The following is a 20,986-nucleotide window of genomic DNA, read 5'->3' as shown; positions in this document are numbered from 1 at the left end:
GGGCCGGTCAGACGCCGATCTTCTGCTTGACCTGAGCCAGCGACGGGTTGGTCAGGGTCGAACCGTCGGCGAAGAGAACGGTCGGAACCGTCTGGTTGCCGCCGTTCGCCTTCTCGACGAAGGCCGCGGACTGCGGGTCCTCCTCGATGTTGACCTCGACGTAGCTGATGCCCTCCCGGTCGAGCTGGCTCTTCAGCCGACGGCAGTAGCCGCACCAGGTCGTGCTGTACATCGTCAGAGATCCCTGCATCTTCTTCTCCCGCTCCTTAGGCTCGTGGGGTTTCCCGGTAGTCGAACGTACGCGACCCCGGGCGTCATTCCCGATGGGGGTATGGACGGCCGTAAGGGCGGGGGAGCCGCCTGGGCGGGGGAGGGCGATTAGTACGACCGGTCCGGCCTCCCTGTGGACAACCGTCCCGGTGATCTCGTGGGACCTGGCAGCATGGCGGGGTGACAGCAGCAACGCACTCCACTCTCTTCCCGCAGGTCCCCGAGTCGGCGGACGCGGTGCTCGACGGGCTCGACCCCGAGCAGCGCGAGGTCGCGACCGCCCTGACCGGCCCGGTGTGCGTCCTGGCGGGCGCAGGCACGGGCAAGACCCGCGCGATCACCCATCGCATCGCGTACGGCGTCCGCGCCGGGATACTCCAGCCCGCGAGTGTGCTGGCCGTCACGTTCACCAACCGCGCCGCGGGGGAGATGCGCGGGCGGCTGCGACAGCTCGGCGCGGGCGGCGTGCAGGCCCGCACTTTCCATTCGGCCGCCCTCCGCCAGCTCCAGTACTTCTGGCCGAAAGCCGTCGGCGGTGAACTGCCCCGGTTGCTCGAGCGCAAGATCCAGTTGGTCGCCGAGGCCGCGGCACGCTGCCGTATCCGCCTGGATCGCAATGAGCTCAGGGATGTGACCAGCGAGATCGAGTGGGCCAAGGTCACCCAGACGGTCCCCGCCGACTATCCCGCCGCCGTCGCCAAGTCCCACCGGGACGCTCCCCGCGACCCGGCGGAGATTGGCCAGATCTATGCGCTGTACGAGCAGCTGAAGCGCGACCGCTCGGTGATCGACTTCGAGGACGTCCTGCTGCTCGCCGTCGGCATCCTCCAGGACCGCCACGACATCGCCGAGCAGATCCGCCGCCAGTACCAGCACTTCGTCGTGGACGAGTACCAGGACGTGTCGCCTCTCCAGCAGCGGCTGCTGGAGCTGTGGCTCGGTGACCGGGACAGCCTCTGCGTCGTCGGCGACGCCAGCCAGACGATCTACTCCTTCACCGGAGCCACCCCGGACCATCTGCTGAACTTCCGCACCCGCCACCCCAACGCGACGGTGGTGAAGCTCGTCCGTGACTACCGCTCCACCCCCCAGGTCGTCCATCTCGCCAACGGTCTGCTGAGCCAGGCCAGTGGCCGTGCCGCCGAACACCGCCTCGAGCTGATCTCGCAACGCGACCCCGGGCCCGAGCCCGCCTACGTGGAGTACGCCGACGAGCCTTCCGAGGCCGAGGGCACCGCCCGGCGCATCCGCGACCTGATCGCCGCGGGCGTCCCGGCCGGGGAGATCGCCGTGCTCTACCGGGTCAACGCCCAGTCCGAGGTCTACGAACAGGCCCTCGCCGACGCCGGCGTGCCGTACCAGCTGCGCGGCGCCGAGCGGTTCTTCGAGCGCGCCGAGGTACGGGAGGCCGGGGTCGCCCTGCGCGGCGCCGCCCGGGCCGGGGGGAACGACGCACTGCTGGACGACGCGGAGGACCTGCCCTCCCAGGTCCGCGCGGTGCTCTCCACCAAGGGCTGGACCACCGAGCCCCCGGCCGGCTCCGGTGCCGTCCGGGACCGCTGGGAGTCCCTCGCCGCGCTGGTCCGCCTCGCCGAGGACTTCGCCCGCGTCAGGCCGGCCGCGAGCCTCGCCGATTTCGTCGCCGAACTCGACGAGCGGGCCGCCGCCCAGCACGCCCCGACCGTCCAGGGAGTCACCCTCGCCTCGCTCCACTCCGCGAAGGGCCTGGAATGGGACGCCGTGTTCCTGGTCGGCCTCACCGAGGGCATGATGCCGATCACCTACGCCAAGACCGATGAACAGGTGGAGGAAGAGCGCCGGCTGCTCTATGTCGGAGTCACCCGCGCCCGGCTCCATCTGTCGCTCTCCTGGGCCCTGTCCCGCTCGCCCGGCGGCCGCGCCTCCCGCCGGCCCACCCGGTTCCTGAACGGGCTGCGGCCGGGCTCCGTGGCGCCGGGCGCCCGCACCGCGGGCGCCGGCGGGGGCATCGAGCGCGGCAGCCGGCGCAAGCGGCGTGGACCGGTCCTGTGCCGGGTCTGCGGCAAAACGCTCACCGACGCCGGTGAGATGAAACTGATGCGCTGTGAGGACTGCCCCTCCGACATGGACGAGGCGCTGTACGAGCGGCTCCGCGAGTGGCGCTCCGAACAGGCCAGGGAGCTGGGCCAGCCGGCGTACTGCGTCTTCACCGACAAGACCCTGATGGCGATCGCCGAGGCCGTGCCCGGCAGTGAGGGAGAGCTGTCCGGGATCTCCGGCGTCGGCGGTCGTAAGCTCGAGCGCTTCGGAGCCGATGTCCTGGCCATCTGTGCAGGTGAGGAGGTTGGCGGGGGTGCCGAGGACGACTGATGCAAACTCGTCGAAAAAATAGTTTGCGCCCGCCCCAGTCATCCCCATAGGTTCTTAACCACGAGAACAGCGGCTTCTCTGAAGCCCTGCTTTCGTGCTGTACTTATCCGAATACGCGCGATCGGCCCCGGCCGGTCCCAGAGACGCCGAGAGGAGGCGATTCCAGTGATCAGCATCAACACCAGCTTCATCCGCACCGCCAAAATGACCGATCGCTCGGTCGTCTCCGCCTGCTCGCTCGGCCTCTCCGGTTCGGCGTTCATTGGCACCGGTCTGTCCGGCTTCACGGCCGTTCTTCCGGTGTCCCTCCCTGCCGGTCTGCCCGTCCGGGAGCGCAATGAGCGACCGACCAAGGCACTGGAAGCAGTAGCAGCAGGCGAGGCCAAGGCCTATGCCTTTGCGGCGGCCAGTGCCGAAGCGAAGCGGCAGACGACGCAGCACCACACGATGTGGGCCTTCCGTGGGCTCGAACCCTGGAGTGATCCAGCCTGATCCAGAGTCAGGCCGGCGCCTTCAGGGCCGCGGAACCCCACCCGGGATCCGCGGCCCTTCTGTTTTCCCCGATGAGGAAACGGAGCGAAGGGGCCTCGGGACCAGCAAGACCCGGTACCAGCCGAAGCCCGGTCAACAGACCGGAACGACCAGACGAGGAAAACACCACCGTGCAACTCGAAGCGCACGCCCCGTCCGTACCGCCTTCCGAAACGATCCCCCCGCCCGGCCTCACGGAGGACTCCACCTTGACCCCCCTCACCGCGCTGTCCGCGCTCGACGACGCCATCGAGAACCTCGGCGTACCCGTCCCCTGCCGTTCCTACGACCCGGAGGTCTTCTTCGCCGAGTCGCCGGCCGATGTCGAGTACGCCAAGTCCCTCTGCCGGACCTGCCCGCTCGTCGAGGCCTGCCTCGCGGGCGCCAAGGAGCGGCGTGAGCCGTGGGGTGTCTGGGGCGGAGAGCTCTTCGTCCAGGGTGTCGTCGTCGCCCGCAAGCGGCCGCGTGGCCGCCCGCGCAAGAACCCGGTCGCGGCATGAACGCCGTCGGCACCATCGACCGTCCCCTCACGCACGATCCCCAGAAGCAGGCCCCGATGACCTCTTCCACGAGCGAGCCGTCCGGCTCCGCCACCCCAGCCGTCACCACCATCGGCGCGAACGCCTCGCGTCAGAACAGGACCCGAGAGATGCAACTCATCCCAGAAGCCCTGGCTCGTGCGCATATGCATGAGCGTCTGCGGGAAGTCGACGCGGAACGCCAGGCCGTGCGCCTGGTCGCCGCCCGGCGGATGCAGCGGCGCGCCGAGCGCGCGTCGATGCGCGCCCGCCGCGCGCTGGCCATGGCTGTCATGCACTAGCCGACAGCCCAGCCGCACGCAGAACAGTGCCTCCCGCGGGGGCCGGTCCGAAGGGACCGGCCCCCGCGGTGCGTTGTCCTGCGGTCCGCCCCGTACGGGGTTATCGTCACGAGGTGGACCAGCAGACTCATCACCCTGCCCAGCCGGGTGCGGGGAACGTCGTGTGCTCCCGGTGCGGCGCGGTCGCCGAGGACACTCCGCCGACCTGGACCTGCTCCGTGGAGAACGGCCGCCGCCACTACTTCTGTGAGGCATGCGCCCGCGCCAACATCAGGGCGATCGAGGGACGGCTCGACTCGTCCTGGTGGTGACGGGGCCACGGGCAATCGGCCCCCTCCCGCGCACGGGACAGAACGCGGACGCCCTCCCGACGGGTCAGGCTTGCGCGGGCACGCTGTCCGCGTCCGGTTCCTCCTGCCCCGGCTCGGCAGGCTCGTCGCGTTCGACGATCTCGTTGAATTCCTGAGTGGCCGGCAGGAAGCCGGGCACCCAGGACTCCAGTTCGTCGCGGAGCCGGACCGTCGCGTTCAGCTGACAGAGCACCCCTATCGTGCTCAGCGTCACGCGATGGATGAGCAGATACGCGGGCGGCAGATTGAGCTGCTTGCCCAACTGGTGTGCGGGGGAGCGGGGGTCGGCTATCCGTGCCGCCTGGGTCCGCATCCAGCCACGGGTGAAGGTGAAGGCGTCGACCTCCGCCGGCTCGATGATCGGGAGCAGATAGTCCAGCACCGCGTCCGGGTCGAGGTCGATCGACTCTTTGACGAAGCCCTCCTCGCACAGCAGTCCGTAGACCGCCTCGGCCTCGCCGTCCAGCGTCATCCGGAGCGAGTCACCGATGGTCCTGGGCAGTCCGCCGGAGAGCCGGTCGACGGTGCCGAAGTCCAGTACGCCCAGCCGCCATTCGCCGGCATCCTGCCCGCCGGGCTCCGTGCCCCCGTCCGGATCCGCGTCGCGTGCGGGGAGCAGCCGGAAGTTGCCCGGGTGCGGATCCGCGTGCAGCAGACCTGTCCGCGCGGGGCCGGAGAAGAGGAAGCGGGCCAGCAGCTGTCCCGCACGGTCCCGCTGCTCCTGCGTACCGTCGCTGATGACCTCCGCGAGCGGTATTCCGTCGATCCACTCGGTCACCAGTACCTGGTCGGACTGGTGCACCACATCGGGAACCACCACATCCGGATCGTCCGCGAACTCCGCCGCGTGCTCCCGCTGGGCCTCGGCCTCCAGCTCGTAGTCCAGCTCCTCCGACACCCGGTCACGCAGCTCGGTGATCAGCGGCTTGATGTCCATGCCCGGGATCAGCGGGCCCAGCAGCCGGGCGAACCGGCTCAGCTGGGTCAGATCGGAGAGCAGCGCCTCTCCGGCCCCCGGGTACTGCACCTTCACCGCGACTTCGCGTCCGTCGTGCCAGACAGCCCGGTGGACCTGACCGATCGACGCGGCCGCAGCGGGTTTGTCCTCGAACTCCAGGAAGAGCTCCCGCCAGTCCTCGCCGAGCCGCTCCGCGAGCACCTCGTGGACCGTGCGCGTCGGCATCGGGGGAGCGGCGTCCTGGAGTTTGGTCAGCGCGGCCCGGTAGGGGCCGGCGACATCCTCGGGCAGGGCGGACTCGAAGACCGACATGGCCTGCCCGAATTTCATCGCACCCCCCTTGAGCTCACCGAGGACCTTGAACAGCTGCTCCGCAGTGCGCTGTTGCAGCTCGCGGGCCACTATCTCCGCCGACTTGCCACCGATCCGCTTGCCCAGGCCCCAGGTGGCGCGGCCCGCGATGCCCAGTGGCAGAGCGGCCAACTTGGCGGTACGGGTGACCGCCTTCCGGGGAAGATCAGACATGCGCCCCTCCAGATCCCAGACTGCCGTGCCGCTTGTGCCTTAGGGCATTGCTTCGTCGGCGGCGGTTACCCGGCCATTGTGTCGTGTGGTGTTCCGGACCCCGAGGCGCGCTCCCCTCCAGTCTGCCCAGCCGCCCCGCAGGAACAGTCGCGATGGGCTCTGATCTGCTCCGATCGCCACTCCAGCAGCGGCATTGAAGCCTCCCAGCGGGCTCCTGTGCTCGCGGGCAGTTCACCGTCCAGAAAGGACAGGGCATGGGCTGCCGCCAGCCCGGCGACCGTGGTGGCCAGCCCGAGATCACAGGGCCCGGCCCCCGCGCCGCGGCGGCCGGAGCGCCACTGAGCCAGCATTCGCGGCCACGCGGGATCGCGGTCCGCCCGGGCCAGCCCCAGGCATCCCGCGCAGGCCGTGCCGCCGGGCAGTACCAGCGGCCCCACGACACCGGTGGCTTCGACAACGCCCGCGTAGAGATGAGGAGTCCCGGTGGTGAGCCAGTCCTCGGCTGTCGCCGGATCGGGGGCGTACGCCGCGAGTCCGTCGCGTGGGGCGACGACCACCAGGGACAGTGCGGGCTCGTCCAGCTGCGGGCCTCCGGCCGGCCGCCGCGCTGCTCGGGGAATCCTGCCCGGGGCGGACCGGCGCACCAACTGCCGGGCGGCCTCGGCCCTGCGCCCACCGACCGCTTCCGGCGGCAGCCCACCGGGCGCCACGTCCCACGGCTCCGTACACCCGCCGTCCAGCACATCGACGTGGCCCACCCCCGAGGCGGACAACACGGCCGCGAGCGCTGCCCCGACCCGGCCCGAGCCCCGGACCTGGACCCGCATGGCACTCCTGGCTGCCAATCGCCCCATGCCGCCGCCCGGTTCCGGATGGACCACGGAGAGCGAGGCGAGATCGGGACGCAGCCGGTCGAGCGCGCCTGCCCGCTCCCGTAACAGATCGGCCGCCGGGCCGCCGCCCGTCGCGTCGTCGATGAGACCGGCCTGCGTCAACCGGCCCAGCAGCGCGTCCACCTGGCCCTCGGGGAGTCCTATCGCCCGGGCCTCCTCGCGCAGCCGGGGCAGCCCCCGGGTCCCGTCGAACAGTGACAACAGGCTGCCGGTCGCCGTGTCCACCGGACCGACCACCACCGCATGCGGCGATGTCGCTCCGAACTGCACATAGCGAAGGTCACGCCAGGCACGCCGCAGCGCAGGCTTCACCATCGGATGCATAAATCCGCCCCCGTTCGAACGGTGTTCCGTCCGTGTTCCGTCCGTGGTCCGTCCCTGTTCCGCCCGTCGGTCTTTCGGGCAGATCTCTCGGGCACCAGAATGCACAGGTCCGACGGCGGGTGCCGAAAGTTATCCACAGGCATCGGGCATTAGTCGTTCAAATGGTGCACGCCGTTCGGTGGATCAAGCTCGAACCGTCCCGGAGGCGGGACTTCCCCCACTGACAGCGGGTAACGTCGGGGCGTGTCCGCCGACCGACCGCACAGCGCCGAAAGCCAGCAGCGCAGTGTGACCAGACATCCTCCCCGCTCTTCCGCGACAAGCGCGGTCGAGGTCCGCAGAAGCGCCCGACGCAGCAGAACGGTCTCGGCGTACCGGGAGGGCGACCGGACGATCGTGCTCATCCCGGCCCGGATGTCCGAGGCGGAGGAGCGACGCTGGGTGACGGTGATGCTCGACAAGCTTGCCGCGCAGGAGAGCAAGCGGACCCTCGGGGACGCGGAACTGGCCGAGCGCGCCGAGCGTCTGTCCGAGCAGTACTTCGACGGGCGCGCCAGGGCGACGTCGGTGCGATGGGTGACGAATCAGAACACCCGCTGGGGGTCCTGCACTCCGGCGGAGGGCAGCATCCGCCTGTCGCACCGGCTGCAGGGCATGCCCGAGTACGTCGTCGACTACGTGCTCGTCCACGAGCTCGCCCATCTGCTCGTGCCCGGTCACGGGCCGCGTTTCTGGCGGCTGCTGGAGGCCTATCCGCGTACCGAGCGTGCGCGTGGCTACCTCGAAGGTGTGGTCGCGGCGGAGCGCCTGCCGCACCTGCCGGCCGCGCGCGGAGAGTGAGATTCGCCGATCCTGTACCGAATGTGTCCCGACTTGGCTCAATGTCGTTCCCAGCCGTTAGCCTGGCGCGACGCAGTCATTTCGTCGGGATGGGGGACGGTCGTTACGCATGGCCAGGGAATTCCAACGCGGCCACAAGGCCAAGATCAGTGATCTGACACCGGGGACCGATCTGTACGTAGGTGTGCAGATCGCTGCGCCCGGACTGACCTTCGACATCAGCTGTTTCGGTCTCGACGCCAATGAGCAGCTCTCGGACGACCGGTATTTCATCTTCTTCAACCAGCCGAAGTCGCCCGAGGAGTCCATTCAGCTGCTCGGCGCGCAGGCAGGTGACACCGAGTCGTTCCGCGTCACGCTGGACCGCATCCCGGCGAGCATCCACAAGCTGTCGTTCACCGCGACCGTCGACGGCGCAGGCCAGATGTCGCAGATCGGGCCCGGCTACATCAGGATCGTCGCGGGCGGCGAAGAAGTGGTGCGATACGCCTTCACCGGCTCGGAGTTCACCACCGAACGTGCCGTGATGCTGGGCGACTTCTACCTCAAGGACGTGTGGCGGTTCGCCGCGGTCGGCCAGGGCTTCGACGGCGGTCTGGACGCGCTGCTGAAGAACTTCGGCGGTGAGGTGGCCGAGGAGGAGCCCGCCGCGCAGCAGCCGCAGCCGGGCGGCGTGCCCGGGTTCGCCCCTCCGGCGCAGGCCGCTCCGGCGCCCGCGTTCGGCGCCCCGGCCGCCCCTCAGGCCCCGCAGGCTCCTCAAGCTCCTCAGCCCGCCCCGGCGTTCGGTGCGCCCGCCGCCCAGGCGCCGGCTGCGCCCGCGCCGGCTCCCGCGCCGTTCAACCAGCAGATGCACGCGGCGCCGACGATCGCCGCCCCGTTGACCCCTCCCGGCGGTACGGTTCCGCCGCAGGCTCCGCCGTCCCCGTACGGACAGCCGCAGCAGCAGCCGCAGTTCGGCCAGATGCCGGGCCAGGTTCCGGGCGCACCGGCCCCCTATGGCCAGCAGCCCGCCCCGCACGGTCAGCCGGGCGTCCCGCAGGGCGTGCCCCAGGGTGTTCCGCAGGGCGTCCCCCAGGGCGGTGCAGGTCTCCAGGCGGCGCTCCAGCCGTACAAGGAACTGCCCACCGGCCAGCGCTGGACGCCACAGAACCAGCAGTTGATGCGGGTCGACATGGCCATGGGAGGCACACCCGTCCTCGCCCGCCAGGGCAGCATGGTCATGTACCAGGGCAAGGTCGACTTCAGCTACAAGGGTGCCGGTTTCGCCGGCCGCGTGGTCGGCAACGCCACGGGCCAGGAGATGCAGCTCATGCGCTGCACCGGCCGCGGCCAGGTCTTCCTCGCCGAGGACGGCGCGCATCTGCACCCGATCGAACTTCAGGGCGACGGAATCTGCGTCTCCGCGGAGAACGTCCTCGCCTTCGACGAGTCGCTTCAGCACGAGGTCCGCCGTATCGAGGGCCATGGCATCCCCGGCGGGGCCCTGTTCACCATGCAGTTCCAGGGCACCGGCACGGTCGCCGTCAAGACCCACGGCATCCCGGTGGTCCTGCCGGTTACGCCCACCACCTTCGCCGACTCCAACGCCATCGTGGCCTGGTCGTCCGCCTCGCAGGTGATCCTCTCCAGCCAGGTCCGGCTGCGCCGCAACGCGTACCCCGGCCACAGCGGAGAGACCGTCAACCTGCAGTTCCGGGGTGCCCCCGGCAACTTCATCGTCGTCCAGCCGTACGAGGTCTGAGGGAGCCCGGACAATGAACCAGCAACTCGCGGGCTACGCCCCGACCCCGGTCGTGGCCCGGATGGAGAACCACGGCCGCACGATGCTCAAGGTCGCCATGGCGTCCGGCCAGGATCTGTACGCACGCGCCGGCTCGATGGTCGCCTACGAGGGCTTCGTCCAGTACGAGCCGAATCCGCCGGCCGTCCGGCAGGTCGCCTCCCAGTGGGTGACCGGCGAGGGCGCGCCCATCATGAAGTGCTCCGGTGACGGGCTGCTCTACCTCGCCGACTACGGCGCGGATGTCGTCGTCATCAACCTCAACAACGACTCCCTCTCGGTCAACGGCACCAACCTCCTCGCCTTCGACGCGCACCTCCAGTGGGGCGTCGAGCGGGTCAAGGGACTCGCCAAGTTCGCCGGGCAGGGCCTGTGGAACGTCGAGATCGCCGGCACCGGCTGGGTGGCGCTGACCTCCCGCGGCACGCCGATCGTGGTCGACTGCGGCCGTGGGGAGGACGAGACGTACGTCGACCCCGACGCCCTCGTCGCCTGGTCGCCGAACCTGAAGGTGAAGGGCAAGCGCAGCTTCAAGGCGTCCTCCCTGATCGGGCGGGGCAGCGGAGAGGCGTACCAGATGGCCTTCTCCGGCCAGGGCATCGTCGTCGTACAGCCGAGTGAGGACAGCACCGACCGCCTGCGGGTCCGGGGCTGAGGGGGAGCGAGAACACACCATGCAGAGCCCGCTTTTCAGCTACGCGGAACAGCAGTCCCAGGAGCGGTACGTCGTGCAGAACCCGCAGCTCCTGCGGGTGGCGCTCACCGGACACGACGACATCCTCGCCCGCAAGGGTGCCATGGTCGCCTACCAGGGGCTGATCGACTTCGACGGTGAGTACCAGACGAGCAACCAGCGGCGTGCCCGCGCGCGCACCGGCGAGGGACTCGAGCTGATGCGCTGCTCCGGGCAGGGCACGGTTTACTTCGCCAACCTCGCCCAGTACATCCACGTAGTGGATGTCGATCAGGAGGGCATGACCGTGGACAGCGCCTATGTGCTGGCGCTGGACTCCACCCTGCACACCGAAGTCATCGCCGTGGACAGCCAGTACGGCATCTCCGGCTCCGGCAAGTACCAGCTCAACATCTCCGGGCGGGGCAAGGTCGCGCTGATGACGTCCGGCCAGCCGCTGATGATGCAGGTCACCCCGGACAAGTACGTCAACGTGGACGCCGACGCGATCGTCGCCTGGTCGTCCTCGCTACGGGTGCAGATGCAGGCCCAGACGCACTCCACCGGTGTGTGGCGCCGCCGCGGCAACACGGGCGAGGGCTGGGAACTGAGCTTCCTCGGGCAGGGCTTCGCCCTCGTCCAGCCCAGCGAGGTCCTCCCGCCGCAGAACGCCCAGATCGGCCAGGGCGTGCGCGCCCAGTTCGGTATGGGCCAGCAGGGTTCCCACGCCCAGAACCAGAACAACGTCTGGAACTGATCGCACAGGTGACAGGTAAGGGGCGGTCCGCAATGGCGGCCGCCCCTTACACACGAGGGCAGTGTTCACTCTCGTGCGTGCATGTGTGCATGCGTGCTCGCGTTCGTGCGTGCTCGCGTGCGCGCTAAAGCCTGGCCCGGGTACGGTCCAGCAGGCGCACCACCGAGGTGTCGGCCACGGACGCCACCTCGTCGTACGCGAACCAGCGCAGATCCAGCGACTCGTCACTGATCGCCTCGACGGCCTCCGGCGGTGCGAGCGCGGCGTACTGCACATCGAGATGCCAGTGGCAGGGCGCCGGAATCGCGTGCCGGTCCAGCCGCACCGGGCCGCCCTCCAGCAGCGTCAGCTCCGGAATCCCGGACTCCTCCGTCGCCTCGCGCAGGGCCGCGGCCGTCAGCGTCGCGTCCCCGGGCTCGCAGTGGCCGCCCATCTGCAGCCACATGCCCAGCTTCTTGTGGAGGGTCAGCAGCACCTGGCCGCGCACGGGGTCGACGACCAGGGCGCTGGCGGTCAGATGCCCGGCCCGGCACGCCTTCCACATCCCGTCCGGGTGGGCCGCCAGATGGTCCAGATAGACCTGGCGCAGCGACCCCTGGTCGTCGTACGCGTTGCCCTGCTCCCGGTCCTCGTACTCCTTCAGTACACGGACCGCGTCGTCGTACAGGCTCACTTGTCGGTGTCGTCCTTGCCGTCGTCCTCGCCGCCGGACCTGTCGCCCCTGCCGCCCTCGTCCGAGCCCTTGGCCGCCTCGCCGAGCATCTTGTCGAGCTCCGAGAAGTCCAGGTGCTCGCCGTGGACGAAGCCGTCCGGGTCGTCCAGGTCGGACGCCGTCGGCAGCATGTCCGGGTGTGCCCAGAGGCCGTCACGGCCGTCCATACCCCGCGCGTCCGTGAGCGACGCCCACAGGCGGGAGGCGTCGCGCAGCCGGCGCGGACGCAGCTGCAGACCGATCAGCGTCGCGAACGTCTGCTCGGCCGGACCGCCCGTCGCACGGCGCCTGCGCAGCATCTCGCGCAGCGCGTCCGCGGACGTCAGACGCGTCTTCGCGGCCTCGTGCACCACCGCGTCGACCCAGCCCTCGACCAGCGCGAGCGCCGTCTCCAGCCGGGCGAGCGCCGCCTTCTGCTCCGGAGTGTCCTCGGGCTGGAACATGCCCTGCTGCAGCGCGTTCTGCAGGTCCTCGGGGTTCTGCGGGTCGAACTGGCCGACCACGTCCTCCAGCTTCGTGGTGTCGACCTTGATTCCGCGCGCGTACCCCTCGACCGCGCCGAACAGGTGCGAGCGCAGCCACGGCACATGGGCGAAGAGCCGCTGGTGGGCGGCCTCGCGCAGTGCCAGATACAGCCGGACCTCGTCCTTGGGAACGCCCAGGTCCTTGCCGAACGCCTCCACGTTGAGCGGGAGCAGCGCGGCCTTTCCGGCCGGGCCCAGCGGCAGACCGATGTCGGTCGAGCCGACGACCTCACCGGCGAGGGTGCCGACGGCCTGCCCGATCTGCTGGCCGAACATGGCGCCGCCCATGGAACGCATCATGCCGATCAGCGGGCCGGCCATCGCCTGCATCTCCTCGGGGAGCACATCGCCCATGGCCATGCCTACGCGCTCGGCGACCGGGTCGACAAGCTGCTGCCACGCCGGAAGGGTCGCCTCGACCCACTCCGCGCGGCTCCATGCCACGGCGGTCCCCGCACCGGAGGGCAACGACGTCGCCCCGTCCAGCCACAGATCGGCGAGGCGCACGGCCTCCTCGACGGCGGCGCGCTCGGCCGGGCCGATGCTCGCGTCCTTCGCTCCGTCCTGCGTGCCCTGGGCGACGGTCTGGCGGGCGATCTGCTTCGCCATGTCCCAGTTCACGGGGCCGCCCTCATAGCTCAGCATCTGGCCGAGCTGCTGGAAGGCCGCACCGAGGTCGGTCGGGTTCAGCGAACCGAACATCGCGGCGAACGGATTCTCCGCGCCGCCCGGACCGCCTGCTCCGGCGCCCGGGAACCCGAACCCGAAGGGGTTGTCCGGGCCGCCCTGGCCGCCGCCGGAACCCTGCCCACCTCCGGCAGGGTCCTTCTTCTTGCCCTCGTCGCCGTTCTCCGGCTCCTCCGGCGGAAGGCCGAATCCGAATGGGGTGTCACTCACGGGTTTCCTCGGCTCGTAGGGCCGCCGGCTTCCTGCCGGCGGCGACTGCCCGACAACACCACCAGCGTAGACATCCGGGCCCGACAAGGGCTCAGTGCTTCGCCGGCTCACTGGCTGCGGCAGGATGGACGCCACCTGGTACGTACGCGTCATTCACGTACGTACTGAAGACAACCGCTGGAGACGCCCGGTGAGTTCCCCAGATCCACAGGTTCCCGCAGCGCACGATGCTGACGTTCGCCACAGGCGAAACCACTCCGCCCCGGCCTCGGGGCGCGGCCCCGTGGTCGCGGTCACCGGCGCCGCCTCGGGCGTCGGTGCCCTGCTGACCCGGCGCCTCGCCGAGTCCGACGAGATCAGGCAGGTCGTCGCCATCGACGAGCGCCGTGGCGACGTCGCAGAGGCGCACTGGCACATCCTGGACGTCCGCGACCCGGCGATCGCCGAGAAGCTGCGCGGTGCCGACGTGGTCGTCCACCTGGCGCTCGATCTGGACCTGGAGACCGATCCGGCTGCGCGTACCGCGTACAACGTGCGCGGTACCCAGACCGTGCTCACCGCGGCAGCCGCCGCGGGAGTCCACCGGGTCGTGCTGTGCACCTCGGCGATGGTCTACGGAGCGCTGCCCGACAACGACATCCCGCTCTCCGAGGACGCGGAACTGCGCGCGACGGCCGAGGCCACCGGCGTCGGCGACCTGCTGGAGATCGAGCGCCTCGGCCGCCGCGCGCCCCGCGCCCACCCCGGCCTCAATGTCACGGTGGTGCGGCCCGCCGTCCTGGTGGGCGGTACGGACACGGCACTGACCCGCTACTTCGAGTCACCGCGCCTGCTCGTCGTCGCCGGATCCCGCCCCACCTGGCAGTTCTGCCATGTCGAGGACCTGGTGAGCGCCCTGGAGTACGCCGCCCTGGAGAAGGCCGACGGGGAGTTCGCCGTCGGCTGCGACGGCTGGCTCGAGCAGGAGGAGGTCGAGGAGCTCAGCGGCATCCGCCGGATGGAGTTGCCGTCCGCGGTCGCGCTCGGCGCTGCGGCCCGGCTGCACCGGATCGGCCTCACCCCGTCCCCGGCAGGGGACCTCGCGTACACGATGCACCCGTGGGTGGTCAGCGTCGGCAGGCTGCACGACGCCGGATGGCGACCGCAGTGGACCAACGAGGAGGTGCTGGCCGCGCTGCTCGAGGAGGTCGAGGGCCGGCACACCGTCGCGGGCCGCCGGCTGGGGCGCAAGGACGCCACCGCCGCCGGTGCGGCGGGTGCGACCGTCGCGCTGCTCGGTACGGCCGCGCTGGTACGGCGCGCCCGCAAGCGCCGCGGTCTGTAGGCGGCCCGGGTCCTGGGGCGGTCGGGCCTGCGTCTTCGCTGCCCGGCCCTTCGCTGCCCGGCCCTTCGCGCGTCTCCGAGGGCGACGACGCTGCCCGGCACGTCGCTGCCCGGGGCTGCGCTGCCCCGCCCGCAGGGGCCGTGGCCCTGGCGTGCGCTGCCGGCCCCGTGCCCGTGCGCAGGCGGCCCCGGTCCTGGAGTGCCCGCCCGCACACGCCCTGCTCCGCCTGGCCCGCCCTGCCTGTAGGAGCCTCCATACCGGGCGTGGGCCTGCCGGTCGAAAGCGCTATTCCGCGATGTCAGCACGGTGCGGCACGATGGGCCCATGGCACGCACGAACGACCACCCCGGTGAGCAGGCGGCAGCGGACCCCATCCGCCTTCTGCAGATCCGCGACACCCCGCTCTCCGTCGACGAGGTCTTCCGCGCCGTCGGCGACGACGCGGCAGGCGGCACGGCGCTCTTCGTGGGCACGGTGCGCAACCATGACGGGGGCGCGGACGTCGACACACTCGGCTATTCGTGCCACCCCAGCGCCGAGGCGGAAATGCGCCGAATCGCCGAGAAGGTCGTCGCGGAATACCCTGTGCGCGCCCTCGTGGCCGTCCACCGTGTGGGCGACCTGGAGGTCGGTGACCTCGCCGTGGTCGTCGCCGTCTCGTGCCCGCACCGGGGCGAGGCCTTCGAGGCGTGCCGGCAGCTGATCGACGACCTGAAGCACGAGGTCCCGATCTGGAAGCACCAAAGGTTCTCGGACGGCACAGAGGAGTGGGTGGGTGCCTGCTGAGCAGGCGTGACCGCGCACCCGGATGGCAGGTCGCTGGTCCGATTTGCGTAACTGCCCCCCCGACACCAGCGTTGAAGCGGCGGATTGGTTAATCTGCTGATCAGTTAGCTGCTGAAGCGGTTGCTCCAGCGCATGGGGTCGGGAGGTCGGGATGGCGGCACTTGCCTGGTTGCTGATTCCGCTTTTCGCTGCCGTCGGTGCAGCGATATGGGGAAGCTGGGCCTCGCGCAACCGCACTACCGGGGACATTGCCGAGTTGGACGGTTACGCGCGGTTCCGGGCCGCGATGGAGAAGTCCCACTCCGGTACGGACGCACTCTGACGGGGCCGCGTCCGTGCGCGTCTGCCAACTCCCCGGCCACCCCCGCCATCGCTGCGGCCGCCACCCGCTGTCGGGCTGCCCGTACGGACCGGCCCGACAGGTGGACTGACGGACCAGTCCCGTACTGTCGTTCCATGCCACGCCGCACAGCGACGATGCTCGCCTCCACCCTCGTTCTCATCGTGCTGCTCTGCGTGGGCGTGTTCCTGACGCCGCCCTACTCCGAGATGACGCCGGGACCGACGGTCAACACGCTGGGCGAGGCGGGCGGCGCCCCCGTACTGCAGATCTCCGGCCGCAAGACGTACCCGACGACCGGCAACCTCAACATGACGACAGTCCGGGTCACCGGCGCGGACTACAGGATGAACCTGGCGGAGGTCATCTACGGCTGGCTGGCCCATGACAACGTCGTGGTACCGCACGAGACGCTCTACCCGGACGGCAAGACGGAAGAGCAGTCCAACCAGGAGAACGCCGAGGAGTTCAGCCAGTCCCAGGAAAGCGCCAAGGTCGCGGCCCTGCGGGAGCTGGGCGTCCCGGTGAGGTCCCGCGTCGTCGTCTCCTCCATCCGTAAGGAGAGCCCCGCGCAGGGCGTGCTGCACGCGGGCGACGTGATCAAGGCCGTCGACGGTACGCCGGTCAAGCAGCCGGCCGATGTCTCGAAGGCCGTCACCAAGCACGAGCCCGGCGAGAAGGTGTCCTTCTCGATCGTCCCCGCGAAGCAGGCAGCCGCCGCCGAGAAGGCGGGCAAGGAACCGTCCGCCGTACAGGACGTGCAGGTCGGCACCGTGAAGTCGGAGGAGGGTGACCGGAGCATCGTCGGAATCACGGCCGGTACGGACCACACCTTCCCGTTCACCATCGACATCAAGCTCGCCGACGTGGGCGGACCGAGCGCCGGACTGATGTTCGCGCTCGGCATCGTCGACAAGCTCACCCCGTCCGATCTGACCGGCGGCAAGTTCGTCGCCGGCACCGGCACGATCGACGACCAGGGCACGGTCGGCCCGATCGGCGGCATCGAGATGAAGCTGGTCGGCGCGCGGAACGCGGGAGCCGAGTACTTCCTGACGCCCAGCGACAACTGCGAGGCCGCGGCCTCCGACATCCCGGACGGGCTCACCCTGGTCAGGGTGAAGACCATCGACGATGCGGTGAAGTCGCTGGAGAAGATCCGCAGCGGGAACACGGCGGGCCTGCCCAGCTGCTCCAAGGGCTGATGGGCTGATGGGCTGATGGGCTGACGGGCCTGACGCCCGCCCGCCCGGGCAGGCGTGGAGCACCCCCGACGGCGTGCCCCCCGACGGCGCGCACCCCGCGCCGGGGCGCGCCCCTACCCGGGGCGCACCCCCGATCTGTCGCCGCGCCGCGAAGATCGTCGGCAGGCCTGTGCCTCCGCTACGCCTCGAACGTCGCCGACAGCGCCTCGGCCAGGCCCGGGACCAGGTCCGCGCCCGTGAGGACCTCGGTCGGGGAATCCTTCTCCCGCAGCCGCAGTGCCGACTCGCGGGCGCCGTCGCGCAGCACCGCCACCGTCATCCGGACCTCCTGGCGATCCGGGTGGCCCGCGACCCACTTCGCCAGCCCGGCCTCGTCGAGGCCGTCCGGGACGGACGCCTCCGCGGACGGCGGGAGCATCAGCCGCTCCACCGTGAGGGCGCAGCCGGCCACCGCGTCGGGCCAGGCGATCGTCGCGAGGAACTCGTCCAGCGCGGCGTCGGAAGGGATCTCGTCCTGCTCGACCGGGGTGAGCGGAGCGGCCGAGTCACCGGCGTCGAGACCGAGCTGGGCGGCGAGGCCCGGCTCCTGGGAGCGCAGCTGCGCGGTGTCGACGAGGGCGAAGAGCCGGGCGGGCTGGTCCCAGCCGAGGCCGGACGCGTACTCGTCGATCTCGAGCACCGCTCGGGTGAGCGGGCTCGCGGCCATCGGCGTGGAGGCCGGAGGCGGCTGATCTTCTGGACTGCTGGGGGAAACGTTGGACATGGTCAATATCCTGCCTCCTTCGGACCCGGAGACGGGAACTAGGTAAAGCTTCAGTAAGTTGCATGAGTGGGCTCTACGATCGCGTGGGCCTACTGCATGCGCGTGAGACGTGTGCACGACGCTTCACCCGAGTTACCCGACGCTTTACACGACAGCGACTTTCGAGGGGCGCACGTTGGCTTTCCAGATGCCGGACCGGGGCGGAGGCCCGACCGGGCCACGGATCAGAGTCGGCCGCCCGTCGCGGCGTGTCCGGACCCTGCTCATGACTCTGGGCGTACTGGCCGTCCTGGCCATGCTCTTTGTCATGTTCGCCGGGTTCTGGACCGACTGGCTCTGGTACCGCTCGGTGCAGTACTCGTCGGTGTTCACCACCACCCTGTGGACCAAGGTCGGCCTGTTCGCGGTCTTCGGCCTGCTGATGGCAGCCGCGGTCGGAGTGAACATCTGGCTGGCGCACCGGCTACGGCCGCCGCTGAGCGCGATGTCGCTGGAGCAGCAGAGCCTCGACCGGTACCGGATGGGTATCGCCCCGTACAAGAAGTGGGTGCTCCTCGGGATCACCGCGCTGGTCGGGCTGATCGCCGGAGCCTCCGCCTCGTCCCAGTGGCGCACCTGGCTGATGTGGGTCAATGGCGTGCCGTTCGGCCAGAAGGACCCGCAGTTCCACATGGACGTGGCCTTCTACGCGTTCGATCTGCCCTGGTACCGGTTCCTGCTCGGCTTCGGTTTCGCCGCCGCCGTGCTCTCGCTGATCGCGGCCGCGCTCACCCACTACCTGTACGGCGGACTGCGCGTCACCAGCCCGGGCGCGCGGGCGACCGCCGCGGCAACCGGCCACCTCTCGGTGCTGCTGGGTCTCTTCGTCGCGCTCAAGGCCGTGGCGTACTGGCTGGACCGGTACGGCCTGGCCGTGAAGTCCAGTGACTTCAAGGCGACCGGCAACTGGACGGGCCTGCGGTACGTCGACGCCAACGCGTATCTGCCGGCCAAGACGATCCTCTTCTGCATCGCCGTCATCTGCGCCGTGCTGTTCTTCGCGACGCTGTGGCGCCGCACCTGGCAGCTGCCGGTGATCGGCTTCGGCCTGATGGTGCTGTCGGCGATCCTGATCGGCGGCCTGTACCCGGCCATCGTTCAGAAGTTCCAGGTCCAGCCGAACGAGCAGGCCAAGGAATCTCCGTACATCCAGAAGAACATCGATGCGACCCGCAAGGCGTACGGCATCGACGCGACCAAGGCCGAGAACTACTCGGGCAAGGGCGACCCGAAACGCAAGGCGGAGCAGCGCGAGCAGGCCTCCACGGCCGCGGCCTACCGGCTCGTCGACTCCAACGTCGTCTCGCCCGCCTTCCAGCAGCTCCAGCAGGAGCGCAAGTACTACCAGTTCCCCGCGACCCTGGACGTCGACCGGTACACCGGTCCGGACGGGAAGCCGCAGGACACGGTCATCGGTCTGCGCGAGCTCAACATCAAGGGCATCCCCAAGCGCAACTGGATCAACGACCACTTCACCTACACCCACGGTTACGGCGCGATCGCGGCCAAGGGCACCAACACGATCACGAACGAGGACCAGGGGACGGTCGGCGCACCCGACTTCACCGAGTCCGGACTGCCGACGAAGGGCCAACTCGGCACGTACGAGCAGCGGATCTACTACGGCGAGAAGACCGAGCAGTACTCGATCGTGGGCGGCCCGCAGAAGGAGCTCGACTACGAGAAGAACGGCGAGGAGACCACCAGCTACAAGGGCAAGAGCGGGGTCAACCTCTCCAACGCCTTCAACCGCGCGGCCTACGCGGTCGCGTTCAGCGAGCCGCAGATCCTCTACTCGGGAGCGATCGGTGAGGGCTCGCGGATCCTCTACAACCGCACGCCCAAGGAGCGCGTCGAGGCGGTGGCCCCCTGGCTCACCATCGACGGCGACGCCTACCCGGCTGTGGTCGACGGCCGCATCAAGTGGATCGTGGACGCGTACACCACGACGAACGGCTACCCCTACGCATCCCGTACGACGCTCGGGGAGACCACGGCCGACGCGCTGACCGACAGCCAGCGGGCCGTCGTCGCGCAGCAGAACCAGGTCAACTACATCCGCAACTCGGTGAAGGCCACCGTCGATGCGTACGACGGCACGGTCGACCTGTACCAGTGGGACACCGAGGACCCGGTCCTCAAGACCTGGATGAAGGCGTTCCCGGACACGGTGAAGCCGAAGGGCGACATCAAGCCGGAGCTGCTGGCCCATCTGCGCTACCCGCAGGACATGTTCAAGGTCCAGCGCGAGCTGCTCACGCGGTACCACGTGACGGACCCCGAGCAGTTCTACAGCGGCAGTGACGCCTGGCAGGTGCCGGACGATCCGACGAACCAGGACACCAACGCGGTCCCGCCGTACTACCTGAGCCTGAAGATGCCCGGGGACAGCGACCAGAAGTTCTCGCTGACGACGACGTTCACCCCCGCCGGACGCCCCAACCTCGGTGCGTTCATGGCGGTCGACGCCGATGCGGCCAGCAAGGGCTACGGCTCGATCAGGCTGCTGAGAGTGACCTCGACCGTGCAGGGTCCCTCACAGGTGCAGAGTGAGCTCAACAGTGTGCCGGAAGTCGCGACATTCGTCCGTGACCTCAAGGGCACCGACTCGCAGATCGACTACGGCAACCTGCTGACCGTGCCGCTGGACGGCGGGTTCCTGTACATCGAGCCGGTGTACGCGCGCGGTGGCGCCGCGAACTATCCGCTGCTGAAGAAGGTGGCCGTGTCGTACGGCGGCAAGCCGGTCTTCAAGGACAGCCTGGCGGAGGCGCTGAACGCGGTCTTCGGGGTGGAGGGCGCGGAGCAGCCGCCGGCGGTGCAGCCGCCACCGAGCGACACGACGAAGCCGCCGGCCACCGGTGACGTGGCGCTGAGGCAGGCCATCGCGGACGCCCAGAAGGCGTACGAGGAGGGCCAGGAGGCGCTCAAGAAGAACGACTGGACGGCGTACGGCAAGGCCCAGGCGGATCTGCAGGCGGCGCTCGAGCGAGCGGCGGCGGCGCAGCAGAAGCCCAGCGGCTGAACGAGAGCGGCTGAACGAGAGCGGCTGAACGGGGCCGGCGAGCAAGCCCTGTTCAGCCGGTCCGCTCAGCCGGCCCAGCTCAGCCGGACCGCTGAGCCGCGCCTGTGAGCAGGCTCCACTCCGCAGCGTGGTAGGGTTGGTACACAACGACGCGGGGTGGAGCAGCTCGGTAGCTCGCTGGGCTCATAACCCAGAGGTCGCAGGTTCAAATCCTGTCCCCGCTACTGAAGTCGAGGGGGGGGGGCCCCCCAGGGGCGGAGCCCCTCCGGGGGTTTTTTTTCCACGGGTTTTCCGGTGTTTG

At 69.9% G+C, this 20,986-nt stretch carries 20 protein-coding genes and 1 tRNA gene; 15 read left to right on the top strand and 6 right to left on the bottom strand.

Annotated elements, in window-relative coordinates; genetic code table 11:
* Positions 1-7 precede the first annotated feature (7 nt).
* A complete protein-coding gene (locus AC0699_RS33340; protein ID WP_478667858.1) occupies positions 8-250 on the bottom strand; it encodes a mycoredoxin in 243 nt (80 codons plus the stop codon).
* Between the two features lie 200 nt (positions 251-450).
* Between AC0699_RS33340 and AC0699_RS33335 the strand changes: the two genes are divergently transcribed.
* From AC0699_RS33335 to AC0699_RS33315, 5 genes are all read left to right on the top strand, one after another.
* Positions 451-2,619, top strand: coding sequence for an ATP-dependent DNA helicase UvrD2 (locus AC0699_RS33335; RefSeq protein WP_478667857.1), 2,169 nt, complete (start codon positions 451-453; stop codon positions 2,617-2,619).
* Positions 2,620-2,784: 165 nt separating this feature from the next.
* Positions 2,785-3,111 (top strand): hypothetical protein, encoded by a 327-nt coding sequence (locus AC0699_RS33330; protein WP_478667856.1) that lies wholly within the window; start codon positions 2,785-2,787, stop codon positions 3,109-3,111.
* Positions 3,112-3,281: 170 nt separating this feature from the next.
* Positions 3,282-3,650, top strand: coding sequence for a WhiB family transcriptional regulator (locus tag AC0699_RS33325; RefSeq protein WP_469769446.1), 369 nt, complete (start codon positions 3,282-3,284; stop codon positions 3,648-3,650).
* Complete coding sequence (locus tag AC0699_RS33320) at positions 3,647-3,970, top strand: hypothetical protein (protein ID WP_478667855.1); 324 nt, start codon at positions 3,647-3,649, stop codon at positions 3,968-3,970. The genes AC0699_RS33325 and AC0699_RS33320 overlap by 4 nt, the downstream gene beginning before the upstream one ends.
* A gap of 113 nt (positions 3,971-4,083) precedes the next feature.
* On the top strand, positions 4,084-4,281 hold the full coding sequence (locus AC0699_RS33315) for a hypothetical protein (protein WP_453663211.1): 198 nt from the start codon (positions 4,084-4,086) through the stop codon (positions 4,279-4,281).
* Between the two features lie 64 nt (positions 4,282-4,345).
* Here AC0699_RS33315 and AC0699_RS33310 read toward each other — a convergent pair whose 3' ends face one another.
* A complete protein-coding gene (locus AC0699_RS33310) occupies positions 4,346-5,803 on the bottom strand; it encodes an ABC1 kinase family protein (protein ID WP_478667854.1) in 1,458 nt (485 codons plus the stop codon).
* A gap of 65 nt (positions 5,804-5,868) precedes the next feature.
* Positions 5,869-7,020 (bottom strand): ThiF family adenylyltransferase, encoded by a 1,152-nt coding sequence (locus AC0699_RS33305; protein ID WP_478667853.1) that lies wholly within the window; start codon positions 7,018-7,020, stop codon positions 5,869-5,871.
* A 243-nt stretch (positions 7,021-7,263) separates the two neighbouring features.
* Between AC0699_RS33305 and AC0699_RS33300 the strand changes: the two genes are divergently transcribed.
* The 4 genes from AC0699_RS33300 to AC0699_RS33285 all read left to right on the top strand — a co-directional run bounded on the left by AC0699_RS33300 (position 7,264) and on the right by AC0699_RS33285 (position 11,070).
* The gene (locus tag AC0699_RS33300) at positions 7,264-7,860 is read left to right on the top strand and encodes a M48 metallopeptidase family protein (protein WP_453663208.1); all 597 of its coding nucleotides are present in this window, start codon (positions 7,264-7,266) and stop codon (positions 7,858-7,860) included.
* A 109-nt stretch (positions 7,861-7,969) separates the two neighbouring features.
* A complete protein-coding gene (locus AC0699_RS33295; RefSeq protein ID WP_478667852.1) occupies positions 7,970-9,601 on the top strand; it encodes a TerD family protein in 1,632 nt (543 codons plus the stop codon).
* Positions 9,602-9,614: 13 nt separating this feature from the next.
* Positions 9,615-10,295 carry an AIM24 family protein gene (locus AC0699_RS33290; protein WP_478667851.1) on the top strand — a complete coding sequence of 227 codons (681 nt, stop codon included), beginning with the start codon at positions 9,615-9,617 and terminating at the stop codon, positions 10,293-10,295.
* Between the two features lie 19 nt (positions 10,296-10,314).
* A complete protein-coding gene (locus tag AC0699_RS33285; protein ID WP_469769453.1) occupies positions 10,315-11,070 on the top strand; it encodes an AIM24 family protein in 756 nt (251 codons plus the stop codon).
* 124 nt (positions 11,071-11,194) lie between these two features.
* Here AC0699_RS33285 and AC0699_RS33280 read toward each other — a convergent pair whose 3' ends face one another.
* Together AC0699_RS33280 and AC0699_RS33275 are read right to left on the bottom strand one after the other, a co-directional pair.
* Complete coding sequence (locus AC0699_RS33280) at positions 11,195-11,743, bottom strand: NUDIX hydrolase (RefSeq protein ID WP_478667850.1); 549 nt, start codon at positions 11,741-11,743, stop codon at positions 11,195-11,197.
* Complete coding sequence (locus AC0699_RS33275; protein ID WP_478667849.1) at positions 11,740-13,203, bottom strand: zinc-dependent metalloprotease; 1,464 nt, start codon at positions 13,201-13,203, stop codon at positions 11,740-11,742. Before AC0699_RS33275 ends, AC0699_RS33280 begins: the two co-directional genes overlap by 4 nt.
* A 190-nt stretch (positions 13,204-13,393) precedes the next feature.
* On the opposite strand from AC0699_RS33275, the gene AC0699_RS33270 reads away from it, so the two are divergent.
* The 4 genes from AC0699_RS33270 (at position 13,394) to AC0699_RS33255 (ending at position 16,858) form a co-directional block, all read left to right on the top strand.
* A complete protein-coding gene (locus tag AC0699_RS33270) occupies positions 13,394-14,527 on the top strand; it encodes an SDR family oxidoreductase (protein WP_453663198.1) in 1,134 nt (377 codons plus the stop codon).
* 324 nt (positions 14,528-14,851) lie between these two features.
* A complete protein-coding gene (locus AC0699_RS33265) occupies positions 14,852-15,313 on the top strand; it encodes a molybdenum cofactor biosynthesis protein MoaE (RefSeq protein ID WP_453663197.1) in 462 nt (153 codons plus the stop codon).
* Between the two features lie 151 nt (positions 15,314-15,464).
* The gene (locus tag AC0699_RS33260) at positions 15,465-15,635 is read left to right on the top strand and encodes a hypothetical protein (protein WP_478667848.1); all 171 of its coding nucleotides are present in this window, start codon (positions 15,465-15,467) and stop codon (positions 15,633-15,635) included.
* 134 nt (positions 15,636-15,769) lie between these two features.
* Complete coding sequence (locus tag AC0699_RS33255; RefSeq protein WP_478667847.1) at positions 15,770-16,858, top strand: YlbL family protein; 1,089 nt, start codon at positions 15,770-15,772, stop codon at positions 16,856-16,858.
* A gap of 178 nt (positions 16,859-17,036) precedes the next feature.
* On the opposite strand, the gene AC0699_RS33250 is transcribed toward AC0699_RS33255, so the two are convergent.
* Positions 17,037-17,621, bottom strand: coding sequence for a PPA1309 family protein (locus AC0699_RS33250; protein WP_478667846.1), 585 nt, complete (start codon positions 17,619-17,621; stop codon positions 17,037-17,039).
* 187 nt (positions 17,622-17,808) lie between these two features.
* On the opposite strand from AC0699_RS33250, the gene AC0699_RS33245 reads away from it, so the two are divergent.
* Complete coding sequence (locus tag AC0699_RS33245; protein WP_478667873.1) at positions 17,809-20,685, top strand: UPF0182 family membrane protein; 2,877 nt, start codon at positions 17,809-17,811, stop codon at positions 20,683-20,685.
* A 150-nt stretch (positions 20,686-20,835) separates the two neighbouring features.
* Positions 20,836-20,909, top strand: a tRNA-Met gene (locus AC0699_RS33240).
* The last annotated feature ends 77 nt before the right edge of the window (positions 20,910-20,986 follow it).

The organism is Streptomyces sp. NPDC043870 (assembly GCF_056435785.1).
This window is presented reverse-complemented; position numbering and strand designations above follow the sequence as displayed.